The sequence below is a fragment of the Pseudomonas sp. RIT411 genome, from assembly GCF_003057735.2.
Taxonomy (GTDB): Bacteria; Pseudomonadota; Gammaproteobacteria; order Pseudomonadales; family Pseudomonadaceae; genus Chryseomonas; species Chryseomonas oryzihabitans.
Window position 1 is genome coordinate 1 of sequence record NZ_QBIZ02000002.1, and the last position, 26,668, is coordinate 26,668.

Consider the following 26,668-nt stretch of genomic DNA (forward strand, 5'->3'; position numbering starts at 1 on the left):
ATCCCGGTAAAGATCATTCCCACCGAAGAGCTGCCGCGCAAGCCGGACTGGATCCGCGTGCGCATCCCGGTCACCCCCGAGGTCGAGCGCATCAAGCAGCTGCTGCGCAAGCACAAGCTGCACAGTGTCTGCGAAGAGGCGTCCTGCCCCAATCTGGGCGAGTGCTTCTCCGGTGGCACCGCCACCTTCATGATCATGGGTGACATTTGCACCCGTCGCTGCCCCTTCTGCGACGTCGGCCACGGTCGGCCGAAGCCGCTGGACGTGGACGAGCCGAAGAACCTGGCGGTGGCCATCGCCGACCTGGGTCTGAAGTACGTGGTGATCACCTCGGTGGACCGCGACGACCTGCGTGACGGCGGTGCCCAGCACTTCGTCGACTGCCTGCGCGAGATCCGCAAGCTGACCCCCGGCATCCAGCTGGAGACCCTGGTGCCGGACTATCGCGGTCGCATGGATGTCGCTCTGGCCATCACCGAGCAAGAGCCGCCGGATGTCTTCAACCACAACCTGGAGACCGTCCCGCGCCTGTACAAGGCCGCGCGCCCGGGTTCGGACTTCGAGTGGTCGCTGGACCTGCTGCAGAACTTCAAGAAGCGCGTGCCCCATGTGCCGACCAAGTCCGGTCTGATGCTGGGCCTGGGCGAGACCGACGAGGAAGTCATCGAGGTCATGCAGCGCATGCGCGAGCACGAGATCGACATGCTGACCCTCGGCCAGTACCTGCAGCCCTCGCGCAACCACCTGCCGGTGCAGCGCTTCGTCCACCCGGATACCTTCGCCTGGTACGCCGAGGAAGGCGCCAAGATGGGCTTCAAGAACGTCGCCTCCGGTCCCCTGGTACGTTCGTCCTACCACGCCGACCAGCAGGCGCACGGCACCAAGATCAACTGATCCTGGCGTCGTCATGAAAAAGGGCAGCCCCGTGGCTGCCCTTTTTCATGTTGGAGGCGGAATCTCTAGCCCCACTCCGATCCGCGTCTAGCCCCCTCTCCCTTCGGGAGAGGGTTGGGGTGAGGGGAGAGTCCCGTTACCCGCGCAGCACGCCATCCACCAGCGCCTTGGCTTCTTCCTGGATACGCCCCAGGTGGGCTTCGCCCTCGAAGCTTTCGGCGTAGATCTTGTAGACGTCCTCGGTACCGGAGGGGCGAGCGGCGAACCAGCCGTTTTCGGTGACCACCTTGAGGCCACCGATGGCGGCGCCGTTGCCGGGGGCCTCGGTGAGAATGGCGGTGATCGGCTGGCCGGCCAGCTCCTTGGCGGTGACCTGGGCGGCGGAGAGCTTGCTCAGCCGGGCCTTCTGCTCGCGGTCGGCGGCGGCGTCGATGCGCTGGTAGACCGGAGCGCCGAAGCGCTCGGTCAGGGCCTGGTAGCGCTCGCCCGGATCCTTGCCGGTCACGGCGGTGATTTCCGCGGCCAGCAGGCCGAGGATGATGCCGTCCTTGTCGGTGGACCAGGCGCCACCGGCCTTGCGCAGGAAGGAGGCCCCGGCGGATTCCTCGCCACCAAAGCCCAGGCTGCCATCCAGCAGGCCGTCGACGAACCACTTGAAGCCTACCGGCACTTCCACCACCTGGCGGCCAATGCCCTGGGCCACGCGGTCGATCATCGAGGAGGACACCAGGGTCTTGCCGATGCCGGCCTGCTGGCTCCACTGCGGACGATGGGTGAAGAGGTATTCGATGGCCACCGCCAGGTAGTGGTTGGGATTGAGCAGCCCCACCGAGCGGGCGACGATGCCGTGGCGGTCATGGTCGGTGTCGCAGGCGAAGGAGACGTCGAATCTGTCCTTGTTCTCGATCAGGCCGGCCATGGCGTGGGGCGAGCTGCAGTCCATGCGGATCTTGCCGTCCCAGTCCAGACGCATGAAGCGGAAGGTCTGGTCGACGCGGGTCGACAGCACCTCCAGCGGCAGGCCATAGCGCTCGGCGATGCGCGGCCAGTAGTGCACCCCGGCGCCGCCCAGGGGATCGACGCCAAAGGTCAGGCCGGAGCCGCGGATGGCGTCCAGGTCGATGACCTGGCCCAGGCCGCTCACGTAGCTGTCGAGGAAATCGAATTTGTGGGTGGTGGCGGCCTTGAGCGCCTGGCGGTAGTCCATCCGCTTGACGCCGTCGAGACCGGCCACCAACAGGGCATTGGCGCGGTCCTGGATACTCTTGGTGACGTTGGTGTCGGCCGGGCCGCCATTGGTGGGGTTGTACTTGAAGCCGCCATCGGCCGGCGGATTGTGCGACGGGGTGATGACGATGCCGTCGGCCAGGCCCGAGCTACGGCCGGCGTTGTATTCGAGGATGGCGTTGGACAGTGCCGGGGTAGGGGTATAGCCCGGTTCGCCGTGGGTCTCGGCGCAGCCGGCGTCGATACGGACCTCCACGCCGTTGGCGGCGAGCACTTCCAAGGCGGAGATGAAGGCCGGTTCGGACAGCGCGTGGGTGTCCATGCCCATGAACAGCGGGCCATCGACGCCCTGGGCCTTGCGGTATTCGCAGATGGCCTGGGTGATGGCGAGAATGTGCCACTCGTTGAAGCTGCCCTTGAGCGAGGAACCGCGGTGCCCGGAGGTGCCGAAGGCGACCTGCTGACCCGGATCGCTGGGGTCGGGGCGATCGCTGTAGTAGCGTGCCACCAGGCGCGGCAGGTGGGTCAGGGTGTTCTCGTCGGGAAGGCGTCCTGCATTGGCGGCAATACTCATCTCGGGTTCCTTGGCTTGAATGGAGCCCGGGCGTTTCGAGTACCCCGGGCGACGCGACTCGCGTTCGACCTTGGCGATCGCAGTTTGCTCAGTTCGCCCGAGGGGCGATCCTCAGAATGCCGATCCGTGCACGCTGAGACCGCCGATCGGAACGGGATATCAACCGCGCAGCTTGTCCAGCAACTGATGATTGGGATAGCCGTCGGCGGGCCAGCCCTGAGACTGCTGGTAGGCGCGGATGGCCTTGCGGGTGTTGGCGCCGATGATGCCGTCGGCGCTGCCCGGGTCGAGCCCCAGGGCGGCCAGGCGCTGTTGCAGCTCCACACGCTCGCTGCGGCTCAGCGGCAGGTCGTCGGTAGGCCAGCTGCCGGCGATCTGGCCGGCGTCGCGATAGCGCTCCGAGAGCAGCGCCACGCCCAGGGCATAGGAGCTGGAGTTGTTGTACTTGAGGATGGTGCGGAAGTTGTTGAACACCAGGAAGGCCGGGCCGCGATGCCCGGCGGGCAGCAGCAGCGAGGCGCTGTCGCTCGGCTGGGCGGCCGGTTGCGGCAGGCCGAGGCCCTGGATGCCCAGGGCGTTCCACTCGGCCAGGCTCTTGCGCACGCCCATGTCGGCCAGGCTGTAGTCGAAATTGGCCGGTACTCGGACCTCGTAGCCCCAGGGCTTGCCGTCCTGCCAGCCGGAGGCCTTGAGGTAGTTGGCGGTGGAGGCCAGGGCATCGGCGGTGGAGCCCCAGATGTCGCGGCGACCGTCGCCGTCGAAGTCCACCGCGTACTGGTCGTAGGTGGTGGGGATGAACTGGGTCTGGCCCATGGCGCCGGCCCAGGAGCCGATCATGCGGTCGGCGGTGACGTCGCCGTGCTGCAGGATGCCGAGGGCGGCGATGAGCTGGTCCTGGGCGAAGTCCGGGCGGCGACCTTCGTAGGCGAGGGTGGCCAGGGAACGGATGACGCCCTTGTTGCCCATGTTGTTGCCGTAGTTGCTTTCCATGCCCCAGAAGGCCACTAGGCGCGCGGGCTCGATGCCATAGCGGGCCTCCAGCGAGGCCAGCAGCCCGGCCTGCTGGATCAGCAGGCTCTTGCCGTTGCGCACCCGCAGCGGCGACACGGCGGATTCCAGGTATTCCCAGACCGGCTTGGTGAATTCCGGCTGGCTGCGGTCGGCGGCGATCACCGCCGGATCGGGTTGCACGCCGGCGAAGGCCTGGTCGAAGGTGGCGGCCGAGATGCCCCGGCCCAGGGCCAGGGTGCGAAAGCGACTGCGCCATTGCTCGAAGCTTTCGTCCGGCTGCGGCATGGCCTCGGCCGCCGAGGCGGGGGCATTGGCCGCGGGCGCGGGTTTGGACGAGGAGGGTGAAGAGGGCGCCGCGGAGGGCGTCGTCTGAGTCTGGGCGCAGGCGGCCAGGGCGGCGGTCAGCAGGGTGACCAGGGTTCCGGCGAGGAGGCCGCCGGTCTTGAATCCGCGGGTTTTCCCGAATTGCATCTGTCTCCACCGGACGTCTAGGCAGGAAGACTCACCTTAGCACGGCCCGGGTGCTGGCGTCTGGACGCGGCTTTCAGGCGGCCAGAAAGACCGAAGCCTTCTCGTCTTGCAACGAGAAGGCTTCGCGGCGGTAGCTGCCTTTGCCCTTGGCGGGCTTTTCCTGACGGGCGCGATATCGGGGATCGCTGACGAGGACCTTGGCCTTGTTGGGGCCACGGCTGTATTTCTTGGCCATGGGGTGCGTGCTCCGGGGGTTGGGGACTCCCCCTTGATGGTGGCGCGCCAGTCTATTGCAAGGGCCGGGCATTACAAGTGCCGGCGAGCGTCAGGACCTGGGCAGGGCCAGCCGCTTGCCGGCGAGCATCAGCGCCAGGCTGGCGAGGGTCAGCCAGACCTCGCCGGGTGCCTGGCCCTTGATCTGTTCGTCGGCGACCTGGGCTTCGCGCAGCAGGGCTTCCAGGCGGCGCGCACCCTGGCGCTGCAGGGCCCGACTGACCAGCGGCCGCCGCTTGTCCCACACCGGCGGTTTGACCTGGGTGAAGGCGCGCTCCAGCGGCGTGCCGCTTTCCTGCAGATGGGCGAGGTTGGCCAGCAGGCGCAGTTCCCGGGCCAGGGCCCAGAGCACCACGGCGGCTTCCACGCCTTCGCCGCGCAGGCCTTCGAGGATGCGCAGGGCATGTTCCGCATCGCCGGCCAGGGCGGCGTCCAGCAGGCCGAAGACGTCGTAGCGGGCACTGTCGGCCACCGAGGCGCGCACGGTCTCGGCATCCACCTGGGAGCCTTCGATGAGCAGGCGGAGCTTTTCGATCTCCTGGGCTGCGGCCAGCAGATTGCCTTCCACCCGTTCGGCGATCAGTTCGACCGCCTCGGGGGTGGCGGCCAGGCCCAGGCGCGACAGGCGCTGGTTGATCCACTGCGGCAGCTGCGCCAGTTCCACCGGCCAGATCTGCACGAATTGCGCCTGCGGGTGCTCCAGCAGGGCCTTGGCCCACTTGGTCTTCTGGGCGGCGGCATCCAGGCGCGGCAGGCTGATCAGCAGCAGGGTGTCTTCGGCGGGGCGGGCCAGGTAGTCGAGCAGGGCGGCGGAGCCCTTGTCGCCCGGCTTGCCGGTGGGCAGGCGCAATTCGAGGATGCGCTTCTGGGCGAACAGCGAGAGGCTGGCACCGGCCTCATAGAGACGCCCCCAGTCGAAACCGGCATCGACGTCGAAGACCTCGCGCTCGTCGAAGCCCTGGGCGCGGGCCGCGCCGCGAATGGCATCGCTGGCTTCCTGACAGAGCAGGGGCTCGTCGCCGCTGACGGCATAGACGGCGGCCAGCGAGCCCTGGAGCTGCTTGCCGAGCTGGTTGGCGTTGAGTTTCATGCTGAACCGGAAGGGCAAACCGGAGCCTTGCGGCTCCGGATGCGGCGCTTAGCGCGCGGGGGTGGGGATGTCGATCGGCGACTGCTGCGGCGGGGCGGACTCGCGGGCGCGGCGGTCGGCTTCGGCCTTGGCGGCGGCACGGGCATCGGCGTCGCGCTGCAGCTTCTCCAGGCGCTCCGGCGTCACGGCCTGCAGGCGGGCGGCCAGCTGTTGCACCAGTTCGCGACGCATCTCGCGGCGCAGCTGGTCCTTCTGCTGTTCGGAACCGACGATGTTGTTCTGGTCGGTCACGTAGTAGCGCTGGGTTTCCAGGTAGTCGCTGACCAGCACCGCCTGGTTCTTGCCAATGATGCTGTAGGGCTGACGGGTGGTCAGCTCCACCTCGGCACTGCGGGCGCCGCTGGTATAGCTGGCGGTGCGCTCGCTCTGGGCTTCGCCGCCCAGATCCAGGGTGTAGGGCGCGCCCGAGGTGACCCGCACATGGGCGTCGTCCAGCATGTCGCGGACGTCCTTGACGGTCTGACCATAGGCGTCGCGCGCCGTCAGGTTCAGCTCGGTGAGGCTCAGGCGGGTTTCGCCGGTGCCACGCAGCTGGAAGCCGCAGGCGGTCAGCAGGGTCGCCAGGCCGACTACCGCAAGGCCGGGGAGAATCCGTTTCTTCATCTGTTGTCTGCTCCGTTCGCGTGTCTTAGTTGGCGACGATGTTGACCAGTTTACCCGGGACCACGACGACCTTGCGGATGGTCAGACCCTCGGTGAAGCGTGCCACGTTCTCGTTGGCGCGGGCGGCGGCCTCGATGGCCTCGCGGCTGGCATCGGCCGGTACTTCGATCTGGCCGCGCAGCTTGCCGTTCACCTGGATGACGATCTGCAGGCTGTCCTGCACCAGGGCGCTCTCGTCCACCTGCGGCCAGCGGGCGTCGATGACCGCGTCGCTGTGGCCCAGTTGCTGCCAGAGACCGTGGGCGATGTGCGGGGTGATGGGCGCCAGCAGCAGGGTGACGGCCTCCAGGCCTTCCTGCAGCAGACGGCGATCGGTGTCGCTGTCCTGGGCGGTCTTTTCCAGCACGTTCATCAGGGTCATGACCGCGGCGATGGCGGTGTTGAACTTGTGATGCTGACCGATATCCTGGCTGGCCTGGCGGATGGCCAGGTGGATGGCACGGCGGACGTCCTTCTGGGCGGGCGACAGCTCGTCGAGGGCGCCGGCACTCGGCAGGCCCTGGCTCACGTGGGCCTGGGCCAGACGCCAGACGCGGCGCAGGAAGCGGCTCGCACCCTCGACGCCGGAATCGGACCACTCCAGGCTCATGTCCGGCGGCGAGGCGAACATCATGAACAGGCGGCAGGTGTCGGCGCCGTACTGGTCGATCATCGCCTGGGGATCGACGCCATTGTTCTTCGACTTGGACATCTTCTCGACGCCACCGATTTCCACCGGCTGGCCATCGCTCTTCAGGCGCGCCCCGATCACCTTGGCCTTGGCATCGCGTTCCACCTCGACATCGGCCGGGTTGAACCAGTCCTTGCTGCCGTTGGGATTGGTGCGGTAGTAGGTCTCGGCCACCACCATGCCCTGGGTCAGCAGATTCTCGAAGGGCTCGTCGGAATCGATCAGGCCCTGGTCGCGCATCAGCTTGTGGAAGAAGCGCGAGTAGAGCAGGTGCAGGATGGCGTGCTCGATGCCGCCGATGTACTGGTCGACGGGCAGCCAGTAGTTGGCTTCTTCCTTGTCCAGCATGCCGCCGGTGAAATTCGGCGAGGCATAGCGGGCGAAGTACCAGGAGCTCTCGACGAAGGTGTCCATGGTGTCGGTTTCGCGACGGGCCGGCTGGCCGTTGCGCGGATCGACGGTCTCGTAGAATTCCGGCATGCGCGCCAGGGGCGAGCCGGCGCCGTCCGGCACCACGTCCTCGGGCAGCACCACCGGCAGCAGGTCGGCCGGCACCGGAATATCGACGCCATCGTCGCCGTGGATGATGGGGATCGGGCAGCCCCAGTAGCGCTGGCGGCTGATGCCCCAGTCGCGCAGGCGGAACTGGGTGCGCGGCTGGCCCAGGCCCTTGGCCTGCAGATCGGCGCCGATGGCGTCGAAGGCGGCGTCGTAGGCGAGGTTGTCGTAGGCACCGGAATTGATCAGGAAGCCTTCCTTGCTGCCGTACCAGTCCTTCCACTGCACCGGGTCGAACTGGTAGCGCTCGTATTCCTCGGGGCTGTAGTCGTCCGGATTGGCCAGCACCTGGGTGGCCTCGGCGGTATCCACCACCTGGACGATGGGCAACTGGTACTTGTTGGCGAATTCGAAGTCACGCTCGTCGTGACCGGGCACGGCCATGACCGCGCCGTCGCCGTAGTGCATCAGCACATAGTTGGCGACCCATACCGGCAGGCGGGCGTCGGTCAGCGGATGACGGACGAACAGGCCGGTGTCCAGGCCCTTCTTCTCCTGGGTGGCGATGTCGGCTTCGGCGACGCCGCCGCGCTTGCACTCGTCGATGAAGGCCTGCAGCTCGGCATTGCCCTGGGCGGCCTGGGTGGCCAGCGGGTGTTCCGCGGCCACGGCGACATAGGTGGCGCCGAGCAGGGTGTCGGGGCGGGTGGTGAAGACCTTCAGGGTACCTTCGGCGCCGATGCTGTCCTGGTCATAGGGGAATTGCACCTCCATGCCGCGGGACTTGCCGATCCAGTTGCGCTGCATGGTCTTGACCTGCTCTGGCCAGCCGGGCAGGCCGTCGAGGGAGGTCAGCAGCTCTTCCGCATAGTCGGTGATGCGGAAGTAGTACATGGGGATCTCGCGCTTCTCGATCAGCGCACCGCTGCGCCAGCCGCGGCCGTCGATGACCTGCTCGTTGGCCAGGACGGTCTGGTCCACCGGGTCCCAGTTCACCGTGCCGTTCTTGCGGTAGATGATGCCCTTCTCGAACAACTGGGTGAACAGCCACTGCTCCCAGCGATAGTAGTCGGGCTTGCAGGTGGTGACCTCGCGGGACCAGTCGATCGCCAGGCCCAGGCTCTGCAGCTGGGACTTCATGTAGGCGATGTTCTCGTAGGTCCACTTGGCGGGGGCCACGCCGTTCTTCATGGCGGCGTTTTCCGCGGGCATGCCGAAGGCGTCCCAGCCCATGGGCTGCAGGACGTTCTTGCCCAGCATCCGCTGGTAGCGGGCGATGACGTCGCCGATGGTGTAGTTGCGCACGTGCCCCATGTGCAGCTTGCCGCTGGGGTAGGGGAACATCGACAGGCAGTAGAACTTCTCCTGGCCCGGGCGCATGGTGGCCTTGAAGGACAGATTCTGGTCCCAGAAGGACTGGGCGGCGGCTTCTATTTCGCGGGGCTGATAGTGTTCGTGCATGGGCGTGTCGAGGGCTGCAGAGGCGTTTGATCGAGCCGCCAAGCATACATGACCCCCCGAGCGCGGGGAAATGTCCCGGTCCGCCGCTTGTTTCGCACTCCGGGGGAGGCAGGGTTGGAAGGGCCGTACTAGGCTGTTCAAACGTCCGTTCAATTATTCGGGAGGATGATCGCCATCATGGGAAAGTTTCGACGCGAGTCCGAAAAGCTGCCCGTCGACGTGCGCCTGCAACGGCGCCTGGCGCTGGCGCTGGATGAGGCGGCTACCCAGGAGCGCCTCTATGACAAAGCCGATGAGGAAGTCGAGGTGCAGGGCCTGAGTCCGGCCGAATATGCCCTGGTCAAGCGCTGGCTGGCGCGCCATCAGGCGGCCGACGCCGCCATGGCCTGCTGCCTGGGCTGTGGCCGGGTCCAGCCGGCGGGTGCCTTCTGCCCGCGGTGTCAGGGCCGACGACTGCTGGTCGAGAGTCCTTCTGCCCCGGTCGGTGCTCCCCTACACTAGGCGCCGCCGCGACCCGGAGGTCGCCCCCGACCGGAGGGACCATGGGTCTGCGCTATTTCTTCAAGCAACTGCTGCTGCCACCGGGCGGCCTGCTGCTGCTCCTGTTGCTGGGCTGGTGGTTGCGTCGTCGCTATCCGCGCCTGGGGCTGGTCTGCTTCCTGGGCGGTCTGCTGGGCCTCTGGGCCAGTACCCTGCCGGTCGTGGTGGAGACCGGCGGGCGCCTGCTGGAGCGTGATGCCGCCCTGCCCGAGGCGCGCTGGGCGGACCTTGCGCAGCAGGCCGACGCCATCGTGGTGCTGGGCGCCGGTCGCGAAGTGGACGATCCGGGCTGGGCGGGCGATGCCGCCAGCCACCTGGCGGTGGAGCGGCTGCGCTATGCGGCGCGGCTGGCCAAGGCCAGCGGCCTGCCGGTGCTGATCACCGGGGGCTCGCCCCATGACCGTCCACTGAGCGAGGCGGCGCTGATGACCGAGGTGATGGAACGCGACCTGGGGGTGCCGGTGCGCTGGCAGGAAGGGGGCAGTCGCACCACCTGGGAAAACGCCACCCTGAGTGCGCCGCTGCTGCGCGAGGCCGGGGTCAAGCGGGTGGTGCTGGTGACCCAGGCCTATCACATGGCCCGTTCGCGCTGGTGTTTCGAACGGCAGGGCTTCGCCGTGGTGGCCGCGCCCATGGGCTTTATCGGCGTCGTCAATGCCCGGCCCTTCGGTGGCTGGCTACCGGAAGCCAAGGCGGTCGAGCAGACCGCCCAGTTGCTCAATGAGGCTGCCGGACTACTTCTCTATCCGCTCGCCTATCGCTGACGCGCGCCTAGCTCTGGGTGACCACCAGCGGCGTCTCTTCCGGGCGATCCTGCCGACGCATTAGCAGACCCCAGAGCAGCACCAGGGCGGAAAAGATCCCCAGCGGCCAGAGGCGGTAGTGCAGATAGGGCGTCAGGCCGTCCATGGGCATCACGGTGCCCTGCAGCACGCCGACCTCGAAGGCCGGGATCTGCCGGCTGATGCGACCGAAGGGATCGACCAGGGCGGTAATGCCGTCGTTGGTGACCCGTACCAGCCAGCGCCCGCTTTCCAGGGCGCGCATCTGCGCCATCTGCAGGTGCTGCTGCGGACCGATGGACTTGCCGAACCAGGTGTCGTTGCTGATGGTGAGCAGCAGCTGACTCTGGGCCGCCATGCTGGCGACGAATTCCGGATAGACCACCTCGTAGCAGATGTAGGGCGCCACGCGATAGCCCTTCACCAGCAGCGGTTCCTGCTGCTCGGGGCCGCGGACGAAGTCGGACATGGGCAGGTCGAAGAAGCCGATCAGGCCGCGCAGGTAGTCCTGCAGCGGCACGTATTCGCCGAAGGGCACCAGCTTCTGCTTGTAGTAGGTGCCCGAGCCGTTGCCGACCGCGGTGATGCTGTTGAAATAGCGCGAATCGCCGTCGGCGTCGCGTTCCCGCGCCGGCAGGCCGGTCACCAGGGCGCCGCCATGGGCCGCCACCTGGGCGCCTTCGGCGGCGAGGAAGTCACTGACGTATTCGCGCAGCACGGGAATGGCGTTTTCCGGCCAGACCACGAGGTCGGCATCGGTCTGCTCGGCGGTGCGGTCGCGATAGAGCGCCAGGGTGGCGCGGGCGTGGTCGGGATTCCACTTGAGTTCCTGGGCGATGTTGCCCTGGACCCCGGCGACCTTGAGCGGCGCGCCGGCGGGTTGCGTCCAGACCTGGCCCTTGAAGACGTCGCCGGCCACCCAGGGCAGGGCCACCAGCACCAGGCCTGCGACCAGGGCGAGCGGCCGCCTGATCAGGCGCGGGGCGTTGACCAGCAGCGCCGCGGTAAAGGCCAGCGCGGCGGAGATCAGCCAGACGCCACCCAGCGGCGCCAGGCCCTGCAGGGGGCCGTTGAGCTGGCTGTAGCCGAGCAGCAGCCAGGGAAAGCCGGTCAGCGCCCAGCTGCGGAACAGTTCCAGGGCGAACCAGAGGCCGGCAAAGGTCAGAGCGTCGCCCAGGGGCGCCTGGTTGCGTCTCAGGCACAGCGCCCAGAGCGCGGCCGGCAGGGCGAAGAACAGCGCGATACCGGCGCAGAAGCCCACGGTGAGAAACAGCGCCAGGGGTACCGGCGCGGCGCCGTAGGTGTGGATGCTGACGTAGATCCAGCTGGTGCCGGCGAGAAAGGCGCCGAAGCCGTAGCACCAGCCGCGCAGCAGGGCGCGCCAGGCACCGAGGCCCTTGAGGCCCAGGTAGAACAGGCCGGCGGACAGCAGCGCCAGCGGCCAGATGTTGAAGGGGGCCAGCGCCAGGGGCGTGAGGGCACCAGCGAAGAGCGCCAGAAGGTTGCCCTTCCAGCCGGGTTGAGAGATCCAGCGCATCGAAAATCCTTGGTCCGATCGAGGCTGCGCAAGCTTACTCGCCGCCGCGGGGGAGTGCCAAAGGCGTGTGCGGGGAGCGAGGCAGATCGCAGTCGGGAGAGGGGAGAAGCTATCGCGGCCATGGCGGTCCGTTGCTACGGCCGCCCTGACTTGGGCTATCGCGGCCATGGGCCGCTCCTACGGGATGGTAGGAGCGTCCGCATCGGCGGACCGCCATGGCCGCGATTGAATGGATAGAGCGCTTGGCCCTCACCCCAGCCCTCTCCCAGAGGGAGAGGGGGTAAAGGCGCTACCGGTTGACCGGGGTGACGCGCAGCAGGTGGATGCGGCGGCCGTCGGCGTTGAGCACGCGGAAGCGGAAGTCGTCGATCACCGTTTCCTCGTTGCGCTTGGGCAGGTGACCCAGGCGATTCATCACCAGGCCACCGGCGGTGTCGGCCTCGGCATCGGCGAAACGGGTTTCCAGGGTTTCGTTGAGGGTCTCGATGGGGGTGAGCGCCTTGACCACGAAGTCGCCATTGGGCAGCGACTTGATGAAGCTCTCTTCCTCCACGTCGTGCTCGTCCTCGATCTCGCCGACGATCTGCTCGAGCACGTCCTCGATGGTGACCAGGCCGGCGACGCCGCCGTATTCGTCCACCACGATGGCCATGTGGCTGTGGGTCGAACGGAATTCCCGCAGCAGCACGTTGAGCCGCTTGGACTCGGGCACGAAGGTGGCCGGGCGCAGCACCGCCTTGAGGTCGAAGGTGCGCTCGTGGTCGAGCAGCAGCGGCAGCAGGTCCTTGGCCAGCAGCAGGCCGAGGACGTCGTCGGGGCCGTCGCCGATCACCGGATAGCGGGAGTGGGCGGCCTCGATCACCGCCGGCAGGAATTCCGCCGGGGTCTGGTGGGCGCGGATGCTGATGATCTGCGAGCGCGGCACCATGATGTCGCGTACCTGCAGGTCGGCCACCGAGATGGCGCCCTCGACGATGGACAGGGCTTCGCTGTCGAGCACCTTGTTCTCATGCGCCTCGCGCAGCAGTTCCAGCAGTTCCTGGCGACTCTTGGGTTCATGGGCAAAGGCCTGGACGATGCGTTCCAGCCAGGAACGATGCCCAGTGCCTGATCGATCTTCGTTCATGTGTGTGTCATTCACCGTAGGGATCGGGGTAGCCCAGTTCAGCGAGCAATTGGCGTTCCAGTTCTTCCATCTCCTCGGCTTCGTCATCCTCCAGATGATCGTAGCCGAGCAGGTGCAGGCAGCCATGGATGACCAGATGCGCCCAGTGCGCCTTGGCGGGCTTGCCTTGCTCGGCGGCCTCGCGCGCCACCACGGGGGCGCAGATCACCAGATCGCCGAGCAGGGGGATATCGAGGAATTCGTCCGGCACGTCGGCCGGAAAGGACAGCACGTTGGTGGCGTAGTCCTTGTGCCGCCAGGTGCGGTTGAGCTCGCGGCCTTCGTCTTCGTCCACCAGGCGGATGGTGAGTTCCGAGTCGCCCTGGCGGGCGCGCAGGGCCAGTTCACACCAGCGACGTAAGTCCGGCTCCTCGGGGAGGTCGGCCGCCTCGCTGGCGACCTGGACGTCCAGCTCAATCGCCATGGCGATCCTCTCCATGAGCGCGCGGCTTGTCCTGCAGCGCCTCGAAGCGGTCGTAGGCCTCGACGATGCGCTGCACCAGCGGGTGTCGCACCACGTCCTTGGACTCGAAGTGGGTGAAGCCGATGCCGGGCACGTCGCGCAGGACCTCGATGACGTGCTTGAGACCCGACTTGGTGCCGCGCGGCAGGTCGACCTGGGTGACGTCACCGGTGATCACCGCGGTGGAGCCGAAACCGATCCGGGTCAGGAACATCTTCATCTGCTCGAGGGTGGTGTTCTGACTTTCGTCGAGAATGATGAAGCTATTGTTGAGGGTGCGGCCACGCATGTAGGCCAGCGGCGCGACCTCGATGACCTGGCGCTCGATGAGCTTGGCCACCTGCTCGAAGCCGAGCATCTCGTAGAGGGCGTCGTACAGCGGGCGCAGATAGGGGTCGATCTTCTGCGCCAGGTCGCCGGGCAGGAAGCCGAGCTTCTCGCCGGCTTCCACCGCCGGGCGCACCAGCAGGATGCGGCGGATCTGCTCGCGCTCCAGGGCGTCCACGGCGCAGGCCACGGCCAGATAGGTCTTGCCGGTACCGGCCGGGCCTATGCCGAAGTTGATGTCGTGATCGAGGATCGACTTGACGTAGCGCTGCTGGTTGGCGCCGCGCGGGCGGATCATGCCCTTCTTGGTGCGCAGGGCCACGCTGGTGTCGCCGCCGCCGCGGTGCTCGTGCTGCAGGGCTTCCAGACCGGATTCCTGCAGATAGAGGTGCACCAGTTCCGGGGCCACCGCGGTGCCGCTGGCGGTCTCGCGGTAGAGGCGCTGCAGGAGGTTCTGGGCCGCGCGGGTGCGCTCGGGATCGCCGACCAGTTCGAACTGGTTGCCGCGATTGCGGATCTCGATGCCGAGACGGCCTTCGATCTGGCGCAGATTTTCATCGAGCTGGCCGCACAGGTTGGCGAAACGGTCGGCATCGAAGGGTTCGAGGGTGAAATGCTGGAGCGTCTGGGGGGTATTCAAGGTGTGCTGGGAAACCCTTTGGATTGGCTTTACGAAAACTTGACGTAGCTTGAGAGTAACCTGCGTCGCGCCCTTGGCAAAGGGCGCGTGCGACCATCCATCAGGCCAGCGCGACGGCGACGGGCGGGCGCGCACCGCTGGCGACGGGGGCCAGCAGGGTGCCGCGCAGGGAGTGCGGCAGGGCCTCGTCGATGTGCACCTGGACGAACTGGCCGATCAGGCTGGCGTCGCTGCAGCGGAAGTTGACGATTCGATTGTTCTCGGTGCGGCCCTGCAGCATGCCGGGATCGCGCTTGGAGAAGTCGCTCACCAGGATGGTCTGGACGCTGCCAGCCATGCGCCGGCTGATCTCGAAGCCCTGCTGGTGGATGCGCGTCTGCAGGATCTGCAGGCGCTGCTTCTTGATTTCGTCGGGGGTGTCGTCGACCAGATCCGCCGCCGGGGTGCCGGGGCGGGCGCTGTAGATGAAGGAGAAGGAGAAGTCGAAACCGACGTCCTCGATCAGCTTCATGGTCTGCTCGAAGTCCTTCTCGGTCTCGCCGGGGAAGCCGACGATGAAGTCCGAGCTGATGCAGATGTCGGGCACCGCAGCCTTGAGCTTGCGGATGCGCGACTTGTACTCCAGCGCCGTGTGGTTGCGCTTCATGGCCGCCAGGATGCGATCCGAACCGGCCTGCACCGGCAGGTGGACGAATTTCACCAGTTCCGGGATCTCGGCGTGGGCCTGGATCAGGGCGTCGGAGAATTCCAGCGGGTGCGAGGTGGTGTAGCGGATGCGGTCGATGCCGTCCACCGCCGCCACCACATAGAGCAGCTCGGCGAAGTCGGCGATGCGGCCGTCGCCGGTAGCGCCGCGATAGCCGTTGACGTTCTGGCCCAGCAGGGTCACCTCGCGCACGCCGTGTTCGGCGAGGTGGATGATCTCGGCAAGGACGTCGTCCAGCGGCCGGCTGACCTCTTCACCGCGGGTATAGGGCACCACGCAGAAGGTGCAGTACTTGCTGCAGCCTTCCATGATGGAGACGAAGGCGCTGGGGCCGTCGATGCGCGGCTCGGGCAGCCGGTCGAACTTCTCGATCTCGGGGAAGGAGATGTCCACCTGGGGCGCCCGGGTGGTGCGCGCGGCGTCGATCATCTCCGGCAGGCGATGCAGGGTCTGCGGGCCGAAGACCACGTCGACATAGGGCGCGCGATCGCGGATGGCGGCGCCTTCCTGGCTGGCTACGCAACCGCCGACGCCGATCACCAGGTCGGGATTCTCCAGCTTGAGTTCGCGCCAGCGACCGAGCTGGGAAAACACCTTTTCCTGCGCCTTCTCGCGGATCGAGCAGGTGTTGAGCAGAATGACATCGGCCTCGGCCGGATTCTGGGTGACTTCCAGCGGCTCCCGTTCGCCGAGCAGGTCGACCATGCGCGACGAATCGTATTCGTTCATCTGGCAGCCATGGGTTTCGATATAGAGCTTCTTGGACATGCGCGGCAGGGAGTCGGTGGCGAGTGGACCGCGCATTATAATGATGGCCTTCCGGACGGGGAAGAGCCGCCCGGAAGGCGGTCGGTCTAGGCCTGGGCAGCGCCCTCCGGCAACCGGGCGATGACCTTGATCTCGAAGCGAAAGCCGGCCAGCCAGGTGGCGCCGACCGCGGTCACCGTGGGGTAGGGCGCCGTGCCCCAGTGCTCCAACAGCACCGGCCAGATGCGTTCGAAGCTGGCTTCGGCATCGACCATGAACAGGGTGACGTCCACCACGTCGGCGAAGGAGGCGCCTGCCGCGGTGAGGACGGCGTCGAGATTGGCGAAGGCCAGGCGGACCTGATCTTCCAGCTCCGGCTCGGGCGAGCCATCGGCGCGGCTGCCGACCTGCCCGGAGACAAAGAGAAAGCCGTTGGAGCGAATGGCCGGCGAATAGCGGTGCTGTTCGTAGAGGGCATGGCGCTGGGCGGGAAAGACGACGTCGCGGATCATGGTAAGGCTCCGGTAGGGATGGATGAGGCCACCTTAGGCGTCGCCTGCCAGGGGATAAACCCGGCCTGGCGGTCAGCATTGTTTGTACAATCCAAACAATCTCCTGGTGAGGAATCGGCATGGATCTGTTCGCCGCGATGCAGACCTTCGTGCGGGTGGTGGAAGCGGGCAGCTTCACCCGCGCGGCCGAGACCCTCGGCAGCAGCCGCACCCGCGTCACCCAGCAGGTGCAGCAGCTGGAAGCGCACCTGCAGGTGCGCCTGCTCAATCGCACCACCCGGCAGGTGCAGGTCACCGCCGACGGCGCCGCCTACTACGACCGCTGCCTGGGCGTGCTGGCGGCGGTGGACGATGCCGAGACGGGGCTGTCGGTGGCCACCCGCACGCCCCGTGGCCGCCTGCGGGCAGACGTGCCCAGTCCGTTGGCGCGGCTGATCCTGATCCCGGCCCTGCCGGACTTCTTCCAGCGCTATCCGGACATCCAGCTCGAACTGGGCGTCAGCGATCGCCAGGTGGATCTGATCGGCGACAACGTCGATTGCGTGATCCGCGGCGGGCGCATCCGCGAGCAGTATCTGGTGGCCCGACCGCTCGGGGCGCTGCAACTGGGGTGCTATGCCGCGCCGGCCTATCTCGCCGCCCAGGGTGTGCCGCTTCATCCCGCCGAACTGGCCGAGGCACCGCACCGGGTGGTGCGGTTCCTCTGGGGGGCGGGCAAGGGCTTTCCCTATGCCCTGCGGCGCGGGGACGAGCGCCTGGAATTGCAGAGCCGGCACCGTCTGGAAGTGGACGACGGCAATGCCTGCCTGGCCGCGGGGCAGGCCGGGCTCGGCGTGGTCTGCCTGCCGCACTATCTGGCGGCGGAGTCTGTCGCCCGCGGCGAACTGGTCAGGCTGTTCGCGGACTGGCGGGTGGCCCCCATGCCGCTGTATCTGGCCTTCGCGCCCAACCGTCACGTCAGCGCCAAGTTGCGGGTCTTCATCGACTGGGTGACGGCCCTGGTGGCCGAGCGGGCCTGGCTGGAAACCCCGGGCGAGCCCTGACGGCAGCCGGGGACGACATGCTATGCTCGCCGCCCCCTTTTTTCTCGGCGAACCCCGCGTCCACCATGAGCTCATCCCCCAGCAAGCCGGCCATCTACAAGGTCATCTTCGTCAACCAGGGTCAGGTCTTCGAGATCTACGCCAAGCAGATCTTCCAGAGCGATCTCTGGGGCTTCCTGGAGATCGAGGAGCTGGTGTTCGGCGAACGCACCCAGGTGGTGGTGGATCCGAGCGAGGAAAAGCTCAAGGCGCAATTCGAAGGCGTGGTGCGCAGCTTCGTGCCCATGCACTCGATCATCCGCATCGACGAGGTGGAGCGCCTGGGCCAGCCCAAGATCAGCGAAGCCAAGGGCGGCACCAATGTCATGCCGTTTCCCATGCCCATGCCCGACAAGCCCTGACCGGGCTCGCAGTCAGTTCTGCGGCGGCTGGAAGGGATTGAGGTTGCCCGCGGTCTGCATGTCCTGCAGATAGTCGCGGAAGATCTGCCCCAGCACCTGGGTGGCCATCTCCAGCTCGTCCCGGCGCATCTGGGCGCTGACCAGGTCGGCGGTGTCCATGGCTTCGTCGTTGCCATTGATGGCGGCCATCTTCAGCACGATGTAGGCCTGGATATTGTTGGGCGGTACGCCCTCGCCGCGAAAGAACATGTTGCCGAGGCGATTCTGCGCATCGGCATTGCCCTTGAGCGAGGCCTGCTCGAACCACTGACGCGCCTGGTTGAGATCCTTGGGCGTCTGCTTGCCTTCGTAGTAGAAGTCACCGAGTTCGTACTGCGCCTGGGAATCGCCGTCATGGGCGATCTGCTGGCAACGGGCGATCGCCTGCGCCAGGGCTTCGTTGGCCAGATTCAGGTTGCAACGGCTGGTGCTGGGGACGAGCAGCGAATTGCCTCCGGCCAGGGCGACCAGGGGCATCAGGATTAGGGCTGCGCACAGGGTACGACCAGCGCGGTGCATGAAGCGCCTCCACAAGCGAGGCAGGTTCGGAGAACCCGGTCGGCGAAACGCGCCGACGTCTCATTATGGGTCAAGCCGACGCACGCTTTCAAAACCTTTACGCGCAACGGCGGAACTTTTTTACCTGTGACGCCGGCCACTCAACTAGGTGTGAGGCCGGCAGGGCAGAGAGGTTCCGCAAGCGAGACGAATGACACCTAGTCCTTGAAGGTGGCGAAGGCGCGCTCGGCGGCGTCCAGGGTGATGCGCAATTCCTCGTCGCCATGGGCGATGGAGGTGAAGCCGGCCTCGAAGGCGCTGGGTGCCAGGTAGACGCCACCGTCCAGCATCAGGTGGAAGAAGCGCTTGAATCTCTCGCTGTCGCTGGCCATGACATCGCTGAAGGTGACGATGTCTTCGGCGCCGCTGAAGTAGAGACCGAACATCCCGCCCGCCTGAGTGGTGACGAAGGGCACGCCGGCGGCATCGGCGCGGTCCTGCAGGCCCTGCAGCATGCGCGTGGTGTAGTCGGTCAGCTCGGCATGGAAGCCGGGGCGGCGGATCAGCTGCAGGGTGGTGAGGCCGGCGGCCATGGCCAGCGGATTGCCCGAGAGGGTGCCGGCCTGGTAGACCGGGCCGAGCGGGGCGATCTTTTCCATGATCTCGCGCTTGCCGCCAAAGCAGCCCACCGGCATGCCGCCGCCGACGATCTTGCCGAAGGTGGTGAGGTCGGGGCGGATGCCGTAGTGCGCCTGGGCGCCGCCCAGGGCGACGCGGAAGCCGGTCATGACCTCATCGAAGATCAGCACCACGCCGTACTGGTCGCAGAGGCTACGCAGTCCTTCCAGGAAGCCCGGCGCCGGCGGCACGCAATTCATGTTGCCGGCCACCGGCTCGACGATGATGCAGGCGATCTGGTCGCCGACCTTGGCCAGGGTTTCTTCCACTTCGCCCAGGTCGTTGTAGGCCAGGGTCAGGGTGTGCTGGGCGAAGGCCGCCGGCACGCCGGGGGAGCTGGGCACGCCCAGGGTCAGGGCGCCGGAGCCGGCCTTGACCAGCAGGCTGTCGGAGTGGCCGTGGTAGCAGCCCTCGAACTTGATGATGGTGTCGCGCCCGGTGTAGCCGCGCGCCAGGCGGATGGCGCTCATGGTGGCTTCGGTGCCGGAGCTGACCATGCGCACCATTTCCATGGACGGCACGAGCTCGCAGATGACGTCGGCCATGGTGGTTTCCAGGGCAGTCGGGGCGCCATAGGAGAGGCCGTGTTCCAGTTGCCGGCGCACGGCGTCGAGCACGTCCGGATGGCTGTGGCCGAGGATCATCGGACCCCAGGAACCGACGTAGTCGACATAGCGCTTGTCATCCTCGTCGACGATGTAGGCGCCCTGGGCGTGCTTGAAGAACAGCGGCGTGCCGCCGACGCTCTTGAAGGCGCGGACCGGCGAGTTGACGCCGCCGGGGATGTGGCGCTGGGCCTGGTCGAAGAGTTGCGCGGAGCGGGACATAGGGGTCTCCTTGAATGGGATCAGGCCGCGAACAGCTGGGCGAAGGCGCGCGCACGGCGCTCCACCTCGCCCGCGCTGGCGGCGGAAAACAGGCTGTGGACGACGGCGAGCAGATCGACGCCGTGATCGAGCAGAAGCGGGGCGTTGTCCAGGGTGACACCGCCGATGGCGCAGACCGGCAAGGCGAAGCGGCTGCGAGCCTGGTCGAGCAATTCCAGGGGCGCCGGCGGGGCATCTGGCTTGGTACTGGAGGCGAAGAAGCGGCCAAAGGCCAGGTAGCTGACGCCGGCCTGGGCCGCGGCCTCGGCCAGTTCCAGGCTGGCGTGGCAGGTACCGCCAAGAATAGCGTCCGCCCCCAGGTCGGCACGGGCCGCGGCCAGGGAACCGTCTTCCTGGCCCAGGTGCAGGCCCACGCCCAGCCGGCGGGCCAGGGCGAGGTCGTCATTGATGATTAGCTGGGCACCGTGCTGGCGGCAGAGCTCGGCCAGGGCGGCGGCTTCGTCCTGGCGGCGACTGGCATCCCCTGACTTGTCGCGGTACTGCACCAGCCGGGCGCCGCCTTGCAGGGCGGCCTCCACATAGGGCAGCAAGCGACCCTCGGCGAGCAGGGCGCTGTCGGTGATAGCATAGAGGCCGCGCAAGGGGCTCATGAGCAGAAGTCCAGTGGCAGGCGGCGCGGCACGTACTGGCCGCGACCGGGGCGCTCGGCGTCTCTCAGGGTGCGCCAGGTGTAGTCCAGGGCGCTGCGCACCGCGCTGGGCAAGGCTTCGCCCAGAGCCAGGCGCCCGGCCAGGGTACTGGCCAGGGTGCAGCCGGAGCCGTGGTAGCTGCCGGGCAGGCGCTGGCAGACGTGGGTCTCGCAGCCACCGGCACGGTCATAAAGGCGGTTGTGCACCTCGTGTTCCTCGCCATGGCCGCCGGTGATCAGCAGGTGGGCGCAGAAGGGCAGCAGGCGCTCGGCGCACTGCTCCGGGGTGCCTTCGGGCAACTCGGCGAGGATGCGTGCCTCGGGCAGGTTGGGGGTGGCGATGGTGGCGCGCGGCAGCAGCCGTTCGCGGATGGCATAGCCGACCTCGTCCTTGCCCAGGGCGCCGCCGCCACCGGCGCGCAGCACCGGATCGCAGACCAGGGGTACGCCGGGCAGGGCTTCCATGATCTCCAGCACCGTCTCGACCATCTCCACCGAACCGAGCATGCCCAGCTTGACCGCCGCCACCGGCAGGTCGGCGATGATCGCCCGGGCCTGGGCCAGCACCCACTCGCGATCCAGCACCCGGAAGTCGCGCACGTCGACGGTGTCCTGCACGGTCAGGGCAGTGACCGCCGGGGCGGCATGGCAACCCTGGGCGAGCAGGGCTTCGATGTCGGCCTGCAGGCCGGCGCCGCCACTCGGATCGTGGCCGGACAGGCAGAGGACGACGGGACGTTGGGGTTCGAGGGTCATGGACGTCAGCCTAGCAAAGGAAAAAGGGGCGCAGCGGCCGGGCGCCGCAGGGAGTGGCACCCTACAACGACCTCGCGCCCCGCGCCACCCGTTGACATGGGACCCGCATCGGGACGAAGGAACTCCGCTGCCGGTTGGGTAGCCGATATACTGCACCTTTGCTCGGGTAAGGCGGTTCTATGGCGTTGTGGCGGTTGTTGCGTGATTTCTTCCTGCGCCAACGGCGTGCCTACGGGACTGCCATCCTCTGCCTGCTGGGCGTCGGCCTGCTCAACCTGACCCTGCCCTGGTGGATCGGCAAGGCCATCGACGCCTTGCGCGCCGGCGAGCTGGATCAGACCGGGCTGCTCTGGCGCGTCGCCCTGATCGTGGCGGTCGGCTGTGGCCTCTATGTGCTCCGCTATCAGTGGCGGGTGCGGCTGTTCGGCACCTCCTACCAGGTCGGGGTGGAATTGCGCGACGCCTTCTTCGCCAAGCTGGCGCGGCTGGATCCCGGATTCTTCCAGTCCAGTCGCACCGGTGATCTGCTGGCCCGCGCCACCCAGGACATCGACGCCGTGGAGACTGCCGCCGGCGAAGGGGTGCTGGCCAGTTTCGACGGCATGCTGACCCTGCTGCTGGTGCTGCTGGCCATGTTCATCGGCATCGACGCGCCCCTGGCCGCCCTGGCGCTGTTGCCCTTTCCCTTCATGGCCTGGGGCTTCTATCGCGTGGCGCGGCGGGTGCAGCAGCGCTTCGGCCTGGCGCTGGCCGGCTTTTCCGCCCTCAACGACCGTACCCAGGAAGCCTTGAGCGGTCTGCGCATGCTGCGCCAGCACGCCCTGATCGAAGCCGAGCTGGACGACTTCGACGCCCGCGCCCGCAGCGTGGCCAAGGCCGACTACCAGGTGCAGCGCACCGAGGCGCGCTACGAGCCGATCATCTTTGTCGCCCTGAGCCTCGCCACCCTGCTGACCCTGGTCATGGGCAGCTGGCGCTATCTCGACGGCCATATCACCCTCGGCCAGCTGACCAGCTTCAGCCTCTATCTGGTGCAGCTGATCTGGCCGATGTTCGCCATTGGCTGGTGCTTCAACCTCTTGCAGCGTGGTGAGGCTGGAGCGCGTAGGCTGGAAGAGGTGTTCGCCGTCACCGAGCGCATCCGCGACGAGGGCACCCAGACGCCACCGGACCAGGCCGATCTGTCGGTCTACATCCCGGCCTTCACCTATCCCCAGGCGCGCCAGCCGGCCTTGCAGGACGTGGTCATCGACCTGCCCGCCGGCGATACCCTGGGCATCGTCGGCGCCACCGGCAGCGGCAAGAGCACCCTGCTGCGCCTGCTCTTGCGCCAATTCCCGCTGGAGCAGGGCTGCATCCGCCTGGGCGGGGTGCCGCTGGAGGAGTATCGCCTGGGCGATCTGCGCGCCCAGTTGGCCTATGTGCCCCAGGATCCCTTCCTGTTCGCCCGCACCCTGGGCGAGAACGTCGCCCTCAGTCGTCCCGACGCCACCGCCGGGGAGATCCGCGAAGCCCTGGACGCCGCCGCCTTCGGCACCGACCTGGCGGCCTTGCCGCAAGGCCTGGACACCCCGGTGGGCGAGCGCGGCCTGACCCTTTCCGGTGGCCAGCGCCAGCGGGTGGCCCTGGCCCGGGCGCTGCTCTCGCCGGCGCCCATCCTGCTGCTGGACGACACCCTCTCGGCGGTGGATACCGCCACCGAAGCCCGCCTGCTGAAGACGCTGGCCGGGCTGCAGGGGCGCACCACCCTGATCGTCAGCCACCGGCTCTCCGCCGTGCAGCAGGCCGACGAGATCATAGTGCTCGACCAGGGCAGCCTGGTGGAGCGGGGCCGGCACGCCGAGTTGCTCGCCGCGGGCGGGCTCTATGCCCGACTCTGGACGCTGCAGCAGGCGGAGGAGGCCAACCAATGACCAAGACCCGCGTCCTCTCGCTACTGCTCAAGCCGGTACTGGCCAATCCGCGCAAGCTGGCCGGCACCCTGGCGATCCTGGTCATGGCGACCCTGTTCGATGTGCTGGGGCCCTGGCTGACCAAGCACTACCTGGACAACTACCTGGTGCCCCACGACCTGCGACTCTGGCCGCTGGTGGGCCTGGTGGCGGCCTATGTGGTCTCCCAGGGCCTGGCCGCCTACGGTCGCTACCTGCAATCGCTCAGATTCGCCGAGATCGCCATGGACGTGGTGCTCCTGCAGCGGCGCCGGCTGTTCCGCCACGTGCTGAGCCTGCCGCAGAGCTTCCACGACCGCACCGCCACCGGCGAGCTGGTGGCGCGGGTCACCAACGACACCGACGCCCTGCGTGAACTCTATGTGGCCTTTCTCGGCAACATGGTCGGCAACATCGTGCTGCTGATCGGCATCCTGGTGGCCATGGCCCTGCTCGACGTACGGCTGATGGCCATCGCCGTGCTGCTGATCCCGGCGGCCATGCTGATCGTCTGGGCCTATCAGCGATACAGCGGGGCGGCGGCCATGGAGGTCAGGATGCTGCGCGCCGAGCAGAGCGCCCGCCTGGGCGAGGCCATTGGTGGCATGGGCCTGTTGCAGGCCTTCAACCAGACCGAGCGCTTCCGCCAGGATTTCCAGCGGCTCAACCAGGCGCAGTACGGCGCCCGCATGCGCACCATCCGCGTCTCCGGACTCCTGCTGCGTTCAGCCCTGGATCTGGTCAGCGTGGCGGTGCTGGCGGTGCTGCTGCTGGTCTACGGGATGGGCCATCTGCAGGGCGGCGCCGAGATTGGCGTGCTCTATGCCTTCGTCACCTACCTGGGGCGGGTGACCGAGCCGCTGATGGACATCACCCAGAGATTCAACCTGTTCCAGCAGGCCACGGTGGCCGGTACCCGCCTGCTGCACCTGCTGGAAGAGAAGCCGGCACTGAGCGGCGAAGACGACCGGCCCATCGCGACCGCGCACTTCCACCTCGACGCCGTGCGCTTCCGCCATGCCGGCGCCGGGCATGACACCCTGCACGGCATCGACCTGGACATCCCTCCGGGCACCTTTCTCGGTATCGTCGGGCCCACCGGCAGCGGCAAGTCGACCCTGCTCGACCTGCTCGCCGGGCTGCAGCCGGTCACCGGCGGCCACCTCTGCCTGGACGGCCGCGACCTGGGCAGTCTGACCCCGGAGGTGCTGGGCGCGGCCCTGGCCAGCGTGCCCCAGGAACCCTTCATCCGCTCCAGCAGCCTGAGGGACAACCTCTTGCTCGGCAGCCAGGTGCCGGACGCGCGCCTGCGCGAAGCCCTGGCCGCCGCCCACCTGGACGACCTGGTGGCGCGTCTGCCGGAGGGCCTGGATACCCTGCTGGGCGAGCGCGGCTTCACCCTGTCCACTGGCGAGCGGCAGCTGCTGGCGCTGGCGCGGGCGCTCTTGCGCGAACCCAAGGTGCTCTTGCTCGACGAGGCCACCGCCAGCATCGACAGCGCCACCGAGGCACGGCTGCAGGGGGCGCTGGACGAGTTGCGCGGCCAGGTCACCCTGATCGTGGTGGCGCACCGGCTCTCCACCATCCGCCATGCCGATCGCATCCTGGTGCTGCGCGATGGGCGCAAGGTGGAGGAGGGCAGTCACGAGGCCTTGCTGCAGCGGCCTGACGGCCACTATCGGCGCCTGTGGGAGCAGCACGCCCAGGGGGAAAAGACGCTTTAGCGGGGGAAGCCGTTGTCATGCAGGGGTGTTAGGGTGTCAGCTATAGCAGTGCCCCAACAAGGAAACTTGCATGACCTCCGTACCCGAGGATTTCACCGTCGTTGCCACCGCCAGCGAGGCGGTGGACCGTCTCGCGGCGCTGCATCAGGAGGCCACCCAGGCCCTGGATGCCGCCCTCAAGCGCTATCTCAAGGATCGCGTCGAGCCCAGCGCGGCCGAGCGCGAGTTGTTCCGCTATCCCGAGATCCGCATCCGCTATCGCGCCCCCGGCGTGCCGCCGGCCACCACCCGCGCCTACGCCAAGATCCAGCTACCCGGCACCTATGTGGCCACCGTGACCCATCCGGCGGCCTTTCGCGGCTATCTGCTGGAACAGCTCGAACCGCTGATGCGCGACTATGACGTCCAGGTCGAGATCGGTCGCAGTCGCCAGGACATCCCCTATCCCTATGTGGTGGAGCAGGGCGACGAACTGGCCGGCAGTGGCGTGACCGCGGCCGAGCTGGCGCGGGTCTTTCCCAGCACCGATCTCTCCGCCGCCCACGATGACATCGCCGACGGCCACTACGACTGGGAGCGCATCGATCCGCTGCCATTGGCGCTGTTCGACGCCGCCCGCACCGACTTCTCGCTGCGCCGCATCGTCCACTACACCGGCAGCGACTGGCGCCACGTGCAGCCCTGGATCCTGCTGACCAACTACCATCGCTACGTCGACCAGTTCATCCAGCACGGCCTGGAGCAGCTGCGCAGCGATCCGCGCTTCGAGCGCCTGGTGCTGCCGGGCAACGTCATCATCGAACGCGACATGGACCCGACCGAGGCCCAGGCGGTCATCGCCGCCATCGCCTGGCACCGCTTCCAGATGCCGGCCTACCACCTGATCGCCGGCGACGGCCATGGCGTCACCCTGGTCAACATCGGCGTCGGCCCGTCCAACGCCAAGAACATCACCGACCACCTGGCGGTGCTGCGTCCGCACTGCTGGCTGATGATCGGCCACTGTGGCGGCCTGCGGCAGTCGCAGACCATCGGCGACTATGTGCTGGCCCACGCCTACATGAGACGCGACGGCATCCTCGACCGTGTGGTGCCGCCGCACATCCCCATCCCGGCCCTGGCCGAGGTGCAGGTGGCGCTGCAGGAAGCCGCCGCCAGCGTCACCGGCGAACGCGGCGAGGCGCTCAAGCGCCGCCTGCGCACCGGCACCGTGCTGACCTACGACGACCGCAACTGGGAGCTGCGCTGGGCCCAGGAACGCCCGCTGATCAACCTGGCGCGCGCCGTGGCGGTGGACATGGAAAGCGGCACCATCGCCGCCCAGGGCTATCGCCTGCGGGTGCCCTACGGCACCCTGCTGTGCGTCTCCGACAAGCCCCTGCACAGCGAGATCAAGCTGCCGGGCTCGGCCAACGCCTTCTATGCCCGCGCGGTGAGCCAGCACCTGGCGATCGGCATCGCTGCCCTGGACCAGTTGCGCACCCAGCTCGACTCCCTGCACTCGCGTAAGCTGCGTAGCTTCGACGAGCCGCCGTTCCGGTAAGGGTTGAGGTTGGGCCTGTTGGGCTTCGCTGCGCTCAACCAGACTTATGGTAAGGCGATGAGCCCCAGCTCGATTGGTCCAGAGTCGCGCGGATGGCCCCCTCTCTCTCTGGGAGAGGGCTGGGGTGAGGGCACGCCTCGGCATCGAAAGTCTCAGTGGAAAAGGCTGCGCCGTTTTCCACGCTACGGTGGCAAGGGACTGATCGCGATCATGGCGGTCCGCCAATGCG

The 26,668-nt window shown here is 67.6% G+C and carries 24 protein-coding genes; 8 read left to right on the forward strand and 16 right to left on the reverse strand.

Going from position 1 to position 26,668, the window contains the following annotated elements:
• A partial coding sequence (lipA, locus tag DBY63_RS02760) for a lipoyl synthase (RefSeq protein WP_112298112.1) occupies positions 1 to 894 on the forward strand: 894 nt, incomplete at its 5' end.
• Positions 895 to 1,030: 136 nt separating this feature from the next.
• On the opposite strand, the gene pgm is transcribed toward lipA, so the two are convergent.
• The 6 genes from pgm to leuS all read right to left on the reverse strand — a co-directional run bounded on the left by pgm (position 1,031) and on the right by leuS (position 8,892).
• A complete protein-coding gene (pgm, locus tag DBY63_RS02765; RefSeq protein ID WP_027597197.1) occupies positions 1,031 to 2,695 on the reverse strand; it encodes a phosphoglucomutase (alpha-D-glucose-1,6-bisphosphate-dependent) in 1,665 nt (554 codons plus the stop codon).
• 159 nt (positions 2,696 to 2,854) lie between these two features.
• Positions 2,855 to 4,177, reverse strand: a complete 1,323-nt coding sequence (locus DBY63_RS02770) for a lytic murein transglycosylase (protein WP_042136280.1) — start codon at positions 4,175 to 4,177, stop codon at positions 2,855 to 2,857.
• Between the two features lie 73 nt (positions 4,178 to 4,250).
• Positions 4,251 to 4,412, reverse strand: a complete 162-nt coding sequence (gene arfA, locus DBY63_RS02775; protein WP_007159657.1) for an alternative ribosome rescue factor ArfA — start codon at positions 4,410 to 4,412, stop codon at positions 4,251 to 4,253.
• A gap of 90 nt (positions 4,413 to 4,502) precedes the next feature.
• Positions 4,503 to 5,540, reverse strand: a complete 1,038-nt coding sequence (gene holA, locus DBY63_RS02780) for a DNA polymerase III subunit delta (protein ID WP_108581218.1) — start codon at positions 5,538 to 5,540, stop codon at positions 4,503 to 4,505.
• Positions 5,541 to 5,588: 48 nt separating this feature from the next.
• The gene (gene lptE, locus DBY63_RS02785; RefSeq protein ID WP_027597194.1) at positions 5,589 to 6,203 is read right to left on the reverse strand and encodes an LPS assembly lipoprotein LptE; all 615 of its coding nucleotides are present in this window, start codon (positions 6,201 to 6,203) and stop codon (positions 5,589 to 5,591) included.
• 25 nt (positions 6,204 to 6,228) lie between these two features.
• Positions 6,229 to 8,892 (reverse strand): leucine--tRNA ligase, encoded by a 2,664-nt coding sequence (gene leuS / locus DBY63_RS02790; RefSeq protein WP_108581219.1) that lies wholly within the window; start codon positions 8,890 to 8,892, stop codon positions 6,229 to 6,231.
• 177 nt (positions 8,893 to 9,069) lie between these two features.
• On the opposite strand from leuS, the gene DBY63_RS02795 reads away from it, so the two are divergent.
• Together DBY63_RS02795 and DBY63_RS02800 are read left to right on the forward strand one after the other, a co-directional pair.
• Positions 9,070 to 9,393: a hypothetical protein gene (locus DBY63_RS02795; RefSeq protein WP_231501056.1), complete on the forward strand. Its 324-nt coding sequence runs from the start codon at positions 9,070 to 9,072 to the stop codon at positions 9,391 to 9,393.
• A 41-nt stretch (positions 9,394 to 9,434) separates the two neighbouring features.
• Positions 9,435 to 10,196 (forward strand): YdcF family protein, encoded by a 762-nt coding sequence (locus DBY63_RS02800; RefSeq protein ID WP_108581220.1) that lies wholly within the window; start codon positions 9,435 to 9,437, stop codon positions 10,194 to 10,196.
• 7 nt (positions 10,197 to 10,203) lie between these two features.
• Here DBY63_RS02800 and lnt read toward each other — a convergent pair whose 3' ends face one another.
• From lnt to DBY63_RS02830, 6 genes are all read right to left on the reverse strand, one after another.
• Positions 10,204 to 11,751 (reverse strand): apolipoprotein N-acyltransferase, encoded by a 1,548-nt coding sequence (lnt, locus tag DBY63_RS02805; RefSeq protein ID WP_108581221.1) that lies wholly within the window; start codon positions 11,749 to 11,751, stop codon positions 10,204 to 10,206.
• 289 nt (positions 11,752 to 12,040) lie between these two features.
• Positions 12,041 to 12,877 carry a transporter associated domain-containing protein gene (locus DBY63_RS02810; RefSeq protein ID WP_007159650.1) on the reverse strand — a complete coding sequence of 279 codons (837 nt, stop codon included), beginning with the start codon at positions 12,875 to 12,877 and terminating at the stop codon, positions 12,041 to 12,043.
• A gap of 7 nt (positions 12,878 to 12,884) precedes the next feature.
• The gene (ybeY, locus tag DBY63_RS02815; protein ID WP_027602488.1) at positions 12,885 to 13,340 is read right to left on the reverse strand and encodes an rRNA maturation RNase YbeY; all 456 of its coding nucleotides are present in this window, start codon (positions 13,338 to 13,340) and stop codon (positions 12,885 to 12,887) included.
• The gene (locus DBY63_RS02820; RefSeq protein WP_108581222.1) at positions 13,330 to 14,346 is read right to left on the reverse strand and encodes a PhoH family protein; all 1,017 of its coding nucleotides are present in this window, start codon (positions 14,344 to 14,346) and stop codon (positions 13,330 to 13,332) included. Before DBY63_RS02820 ends, ybeY begins: the two co-directional genes overlap by 11 nt.
• A gap of 100 nt (positions 14,347 to 14,446) precedes the next feature.
• On the reverse strand, positions 14,447 to 15,820 hold the full coding sequence (gene miaB, locus DBY63_RS02825; protein WP_108581427.1) for a tRNA (N6-isopentenyl adenosine(37)-C2)-methylthiotransferase MiaB: 1,374 nt from the start codon (positions 15,818 to 15,820) through the stop codon (positions 14,447 to 14,449).
• Between the two features lie 86 nt (positions 15,821 to 15,906).
• Positions 15,907 to 16,311: a RidA family protein gene (locus DBY63_RS02830; RefSeq protein WP_108581223.1), complete on the reverse strand. Its 405-nt coding sequence runs from the start codon at positions 16,309 to 16,311 to the stop codon at positions 15,907 to 15,909.
• A gap of 119 nt (positions 16,312 to 16,430) precedes the next feature.
• Between DBY63_RS02830 and DBY63_RS02835 the strand changes: the two genes are divergently transcribed.
• Together DBY63_RS02835 and DBY63_RS02840 are read left to right on the forward strand one after the other, a co-directional pair.
• Complete coding sequence (locus DBY63_RS02835) at positions 16,431 to 17,354, forward strand: LysR family transcriptional regulator (RefSeq protein WP_108581224.1); 924 nt, start codon at positions 16,431 to 16,433, stop codon at positions 17,352 to 17,354.
• Between the two features lie 65 nt (positions 17,355 to 17,419).
• Positions 17,420 to 17,755 carry a DUF1820 family protein gene (locus tag DBY63_RS02840; RefSeq protein WP_007159644.1) on the forward strand — a complete coding sequence of 112 codons (336 nt, stop codon included), beginning with the start codon at positions 17,420 to 17,422 and terminating at the stop codon, positions 17,753 to 17,755.
• Positions 17,756 to 17,767: 12 nt separating this feature from the next.
• Here DBY63_RS02840 and DBY63_RS02845 read toward each other — a convergent pair whose 3' ends face one another.
• The 4 genes from DBY63_RS02845 to DBY63_RS02860 all read right to left on the reverse strand — a co-directional run bounded on the left by DBY63_RS02845 (position 17,768) and on the right by DBY63_RS02860 (position 21,241).
• Positions 17,768 to 18,313 (reverse strand): tetratricopeptide repeat protein, encoded by a 546-nt coding sequence (locus DBY63_RS02845; RefSeq protein ID WP_027597185.1) that lies wholly within the window; start codon positions 18,311 to 18,313, stop codon positions 17,768 to 17,770.
• A 197-nt stretch (positions 18,314 to 18,510) separates the two neighbouring features.
• Positions 18,511 to 19,797, reverse strand: a complete 1,287-nt coding sequence (hemL, locus tag DBY63_RS02850) for a glutamate-1-semialdehyde 2,1-aminomutase (RefSeq protein ID WP_108581225.1) — start codon at positions 19,795 to 19,797, stop codon at positions 18,511 to 18,513.
• Positions 19,798 to 19,817: 20 nt separating this feature from the next.
• The gene (thiE, locus tag DBY63_RS02855; RefSeq protein WP_027597183.1) at positions 19,818 to 20,447 is read right to left on the reverse strand and encodes a thiamine phosphate synthase; all 630 of its coding nucleotides are present in this window, start codon (positions 20,445 to 20,447) and stop codon (positions 19,818 to 19,820) included.
• The gene (locus DBY63_RS02860) at positions 20,444 to 21,241 is read right to left on the reverse strand and encodes a hydroxymethylpyrimidine/phosphomethylpyrimidine kinase (protein ID WP_042136259.1); all 798 of its coding nucleotides are present in this window, start codon (positions 21,239 to 21,241) and stop codon (positions 20,444 to 20,446) included. Before DBY63_RS02860 ends, thiE begins: the two co-directional genes overlap by 4 nt.
• 179 nt (positions 21,242 to 21,420) lie before the next feature.
• Here DBY63_RS02860 and DBY63_RS02865 point away from each other — a divergent pair, with 179 nt between their 5' ends.
• From DBY63_RS02865 to amn, 3 genes are all read left to right on the forward strand, one after another.
• The gene (locus tag DBY63_RS02865) at positions 21,421 to 23,154 is read left to right on the forward strand and encodes an ABC transporter transmembrane domain-containing protein (protein WP_108581226.1); all 1,734 of its coding nucleotides are present in this window, start codon (positions 21,421 to 21,423) and stop codon (positions 23,152 to 23,154) included.
• Positions 23,151 to 24,896: an ABC transporter transmembrane domain-containing protein gene (locus DBY63_RS02870; protein WP_108581227.1), complete on the forward strand. Its 1,746-nt coding sequence runs from the start codon at positions 23,151 to 23,153 to the stop codon at positions 24,894 to 24,896. Before DBY63_RS02865 ends, DBY63_RS02870 begins: the two co-directional genes overlap by 4 nt.
• Before the next feature lie 70 nt (positions 24,897 to 24,966).
• Complete coding sequence (gene amn, locus DBY63_RS02875; RefSeq protein WP_027597180.1) at positions 24,967 to 26,439, forward strand: AMP nucleosidase; 1,473 nt, start codon at positions 24,967 to 24,969, stop codon at positions 26,437 to 26,439.
• The last annotated feature ends 229 nt before the right edge of the window (positions 26,440 to 26,668 follow it).

Bases quoted from the DNA above. Each gene is read 5' to 3' on its own strand.
- DBY63_RS02835 (WP_108581224.1), top strand. From the start codon at position 16,431: ATGGATCTGTTCGCCGCGATGCAGACCTTCGTGCGGGTGGTGGAAGCG.
- holA (WP_108581218.1), bottom strand. From the start codon at position 5,540: ATGAAACTCAACGCCAACCAGCTCGGCAAGCAGCTCCAGGGCTCGCTG.
- DBY63_RS02870 (WP_108581227.1), top strand. From the start codon at position 23,151: ATGACCAAGACCCGCGTCCTCTCGCTACTGCTCAAGCCGGTACTGGCC.
- DBY63_RS02865 (WP_108581226.1), top strand. From the start codon at position 21,421: ATGGCGTTGTGGCGGTTGTTGCGTGATTTCTTCCTGCGCCAACGGCGT.
- lptE (WP_027597194.1), bottom strand. From the start codon at position 6,203: ATGAAGAAACGGATTCTCCCCGGCCTTGCGGTAGTCGGCCTGGCGACC.
- DBY63_RS02795 (WP_231501056.1), top strand. From the start codon at position 9,070: ATGGGAAAGTTTCGACGCGAGTCCGAAAAGCTGCCCGTCGACGTGCGC.
- DBY63_RS02840 (WP_007159644.1), top strand. From the start codon at position 17,420: ATGAGCTCATCCCCCAGCAAGCCGGCCATCTACAAGGTCATCTTCGTC.
- ybeY (WP_027602488.1), bottom strand. From the start codon at position 13,340: ATGGCGATTGAGCTGGACGTCCAGGTCGCCAGCGAGGCGGCCGACCTC.
- DBY63_RS02860 (WP_042136259.1), bottom strand. From the start codon at position 21,241: ATGACCCTCGAACCCCAACGTCCCGTCGTCCTCTGCCTGTCCGGCCAC.
- pgm (WP_027597197.1), bottom strand. From the start codon at position 2,695: ATGAGTATTGCCGCCAATGCAGGACGCCTTCCCGACGAGAACACCCTG.
- miaB (WP_108581427.1), bottom strand. From the start codon at position 15,820: ATGTCCAAGAAGCTCTATATCGAAACCCATGGCTGCCAGATGAACGAA.
- DBY63_RS02830 (WP_108581223.1), bottom strand. From the start codon at position 16,311: ATGATCCGCGACGTCGTCTTTCCCGCCCAGCGCCATGCCCTCTACGAA.
- DBY63_RS02845 (WP_027597185.1), bottom strand. From the start codon at position 18,313: ATGCACCGCGCTGGTCGTACCCTGTGCGCAGCCCTAATCCTGATGCCC.
- thiE (WP_027597183.1), bottom strand. From the start codon at position 20,447: ATGAGCCCCTTGCGCGGCCTCTATGCTATCACCGACAGCGCCCTGCTC.
- DBY63_RS02810 (WP_007159650.1), bottom strand. From the start codon at position 12,877: ATGAACGAAGATCGATCAGGCACTGGGCATCGTTCCTGGCTGGAACGC.
- arfA (WP_007159657.1), bottom strand. From the start codon at position 4,412: ATGGCCAAGAAATACAGCCGTGGCCCCAACAAGGCCAAGGTCCTCGTC.
- leuS (WP_108581219.1), bottom strand. From the start codon at position 8,892: ATGCACGAACACTATCAGCCCCGCGAAATAGAAGCCGCCGCCCAGTCC.
- lnt (WP_108581221.1), bottom strand. From the start codon at position 11,751: ATGCGCTGGATCTCTCAACCCGGCTGGAAGGGCAACCTTCTGGCGCTC.
- hemL (WP_108581225.1), bottom strand. From the start codon at position 19,797: ATGTCCCGCTCCGCGCAACTCTTCGACCAGGCCCAGCGCCACATCCCC.
- amn (WP_027597180.1), top strand. From the start codon at position 24,967: ATGACCTCCGTACCCGAGGATTTCACCGTCGTTGCCACCGCCAGCGAG.
- DBY63_RS02800 (WP_108581220.1), top strand. From the start codon at position 9,435: ATGGGTCTGCGCTATTTCTTCAAGCAACTGCTGCTGCCACCGGGCGGC.
- DBY63_RS02770 (WP_042136280.1), bottom strand. From the start codon at position 4,177: ATGCAATTCGGGAAAACCCGCGGATTCAAGACCGGCGGCCTCCTCGCC.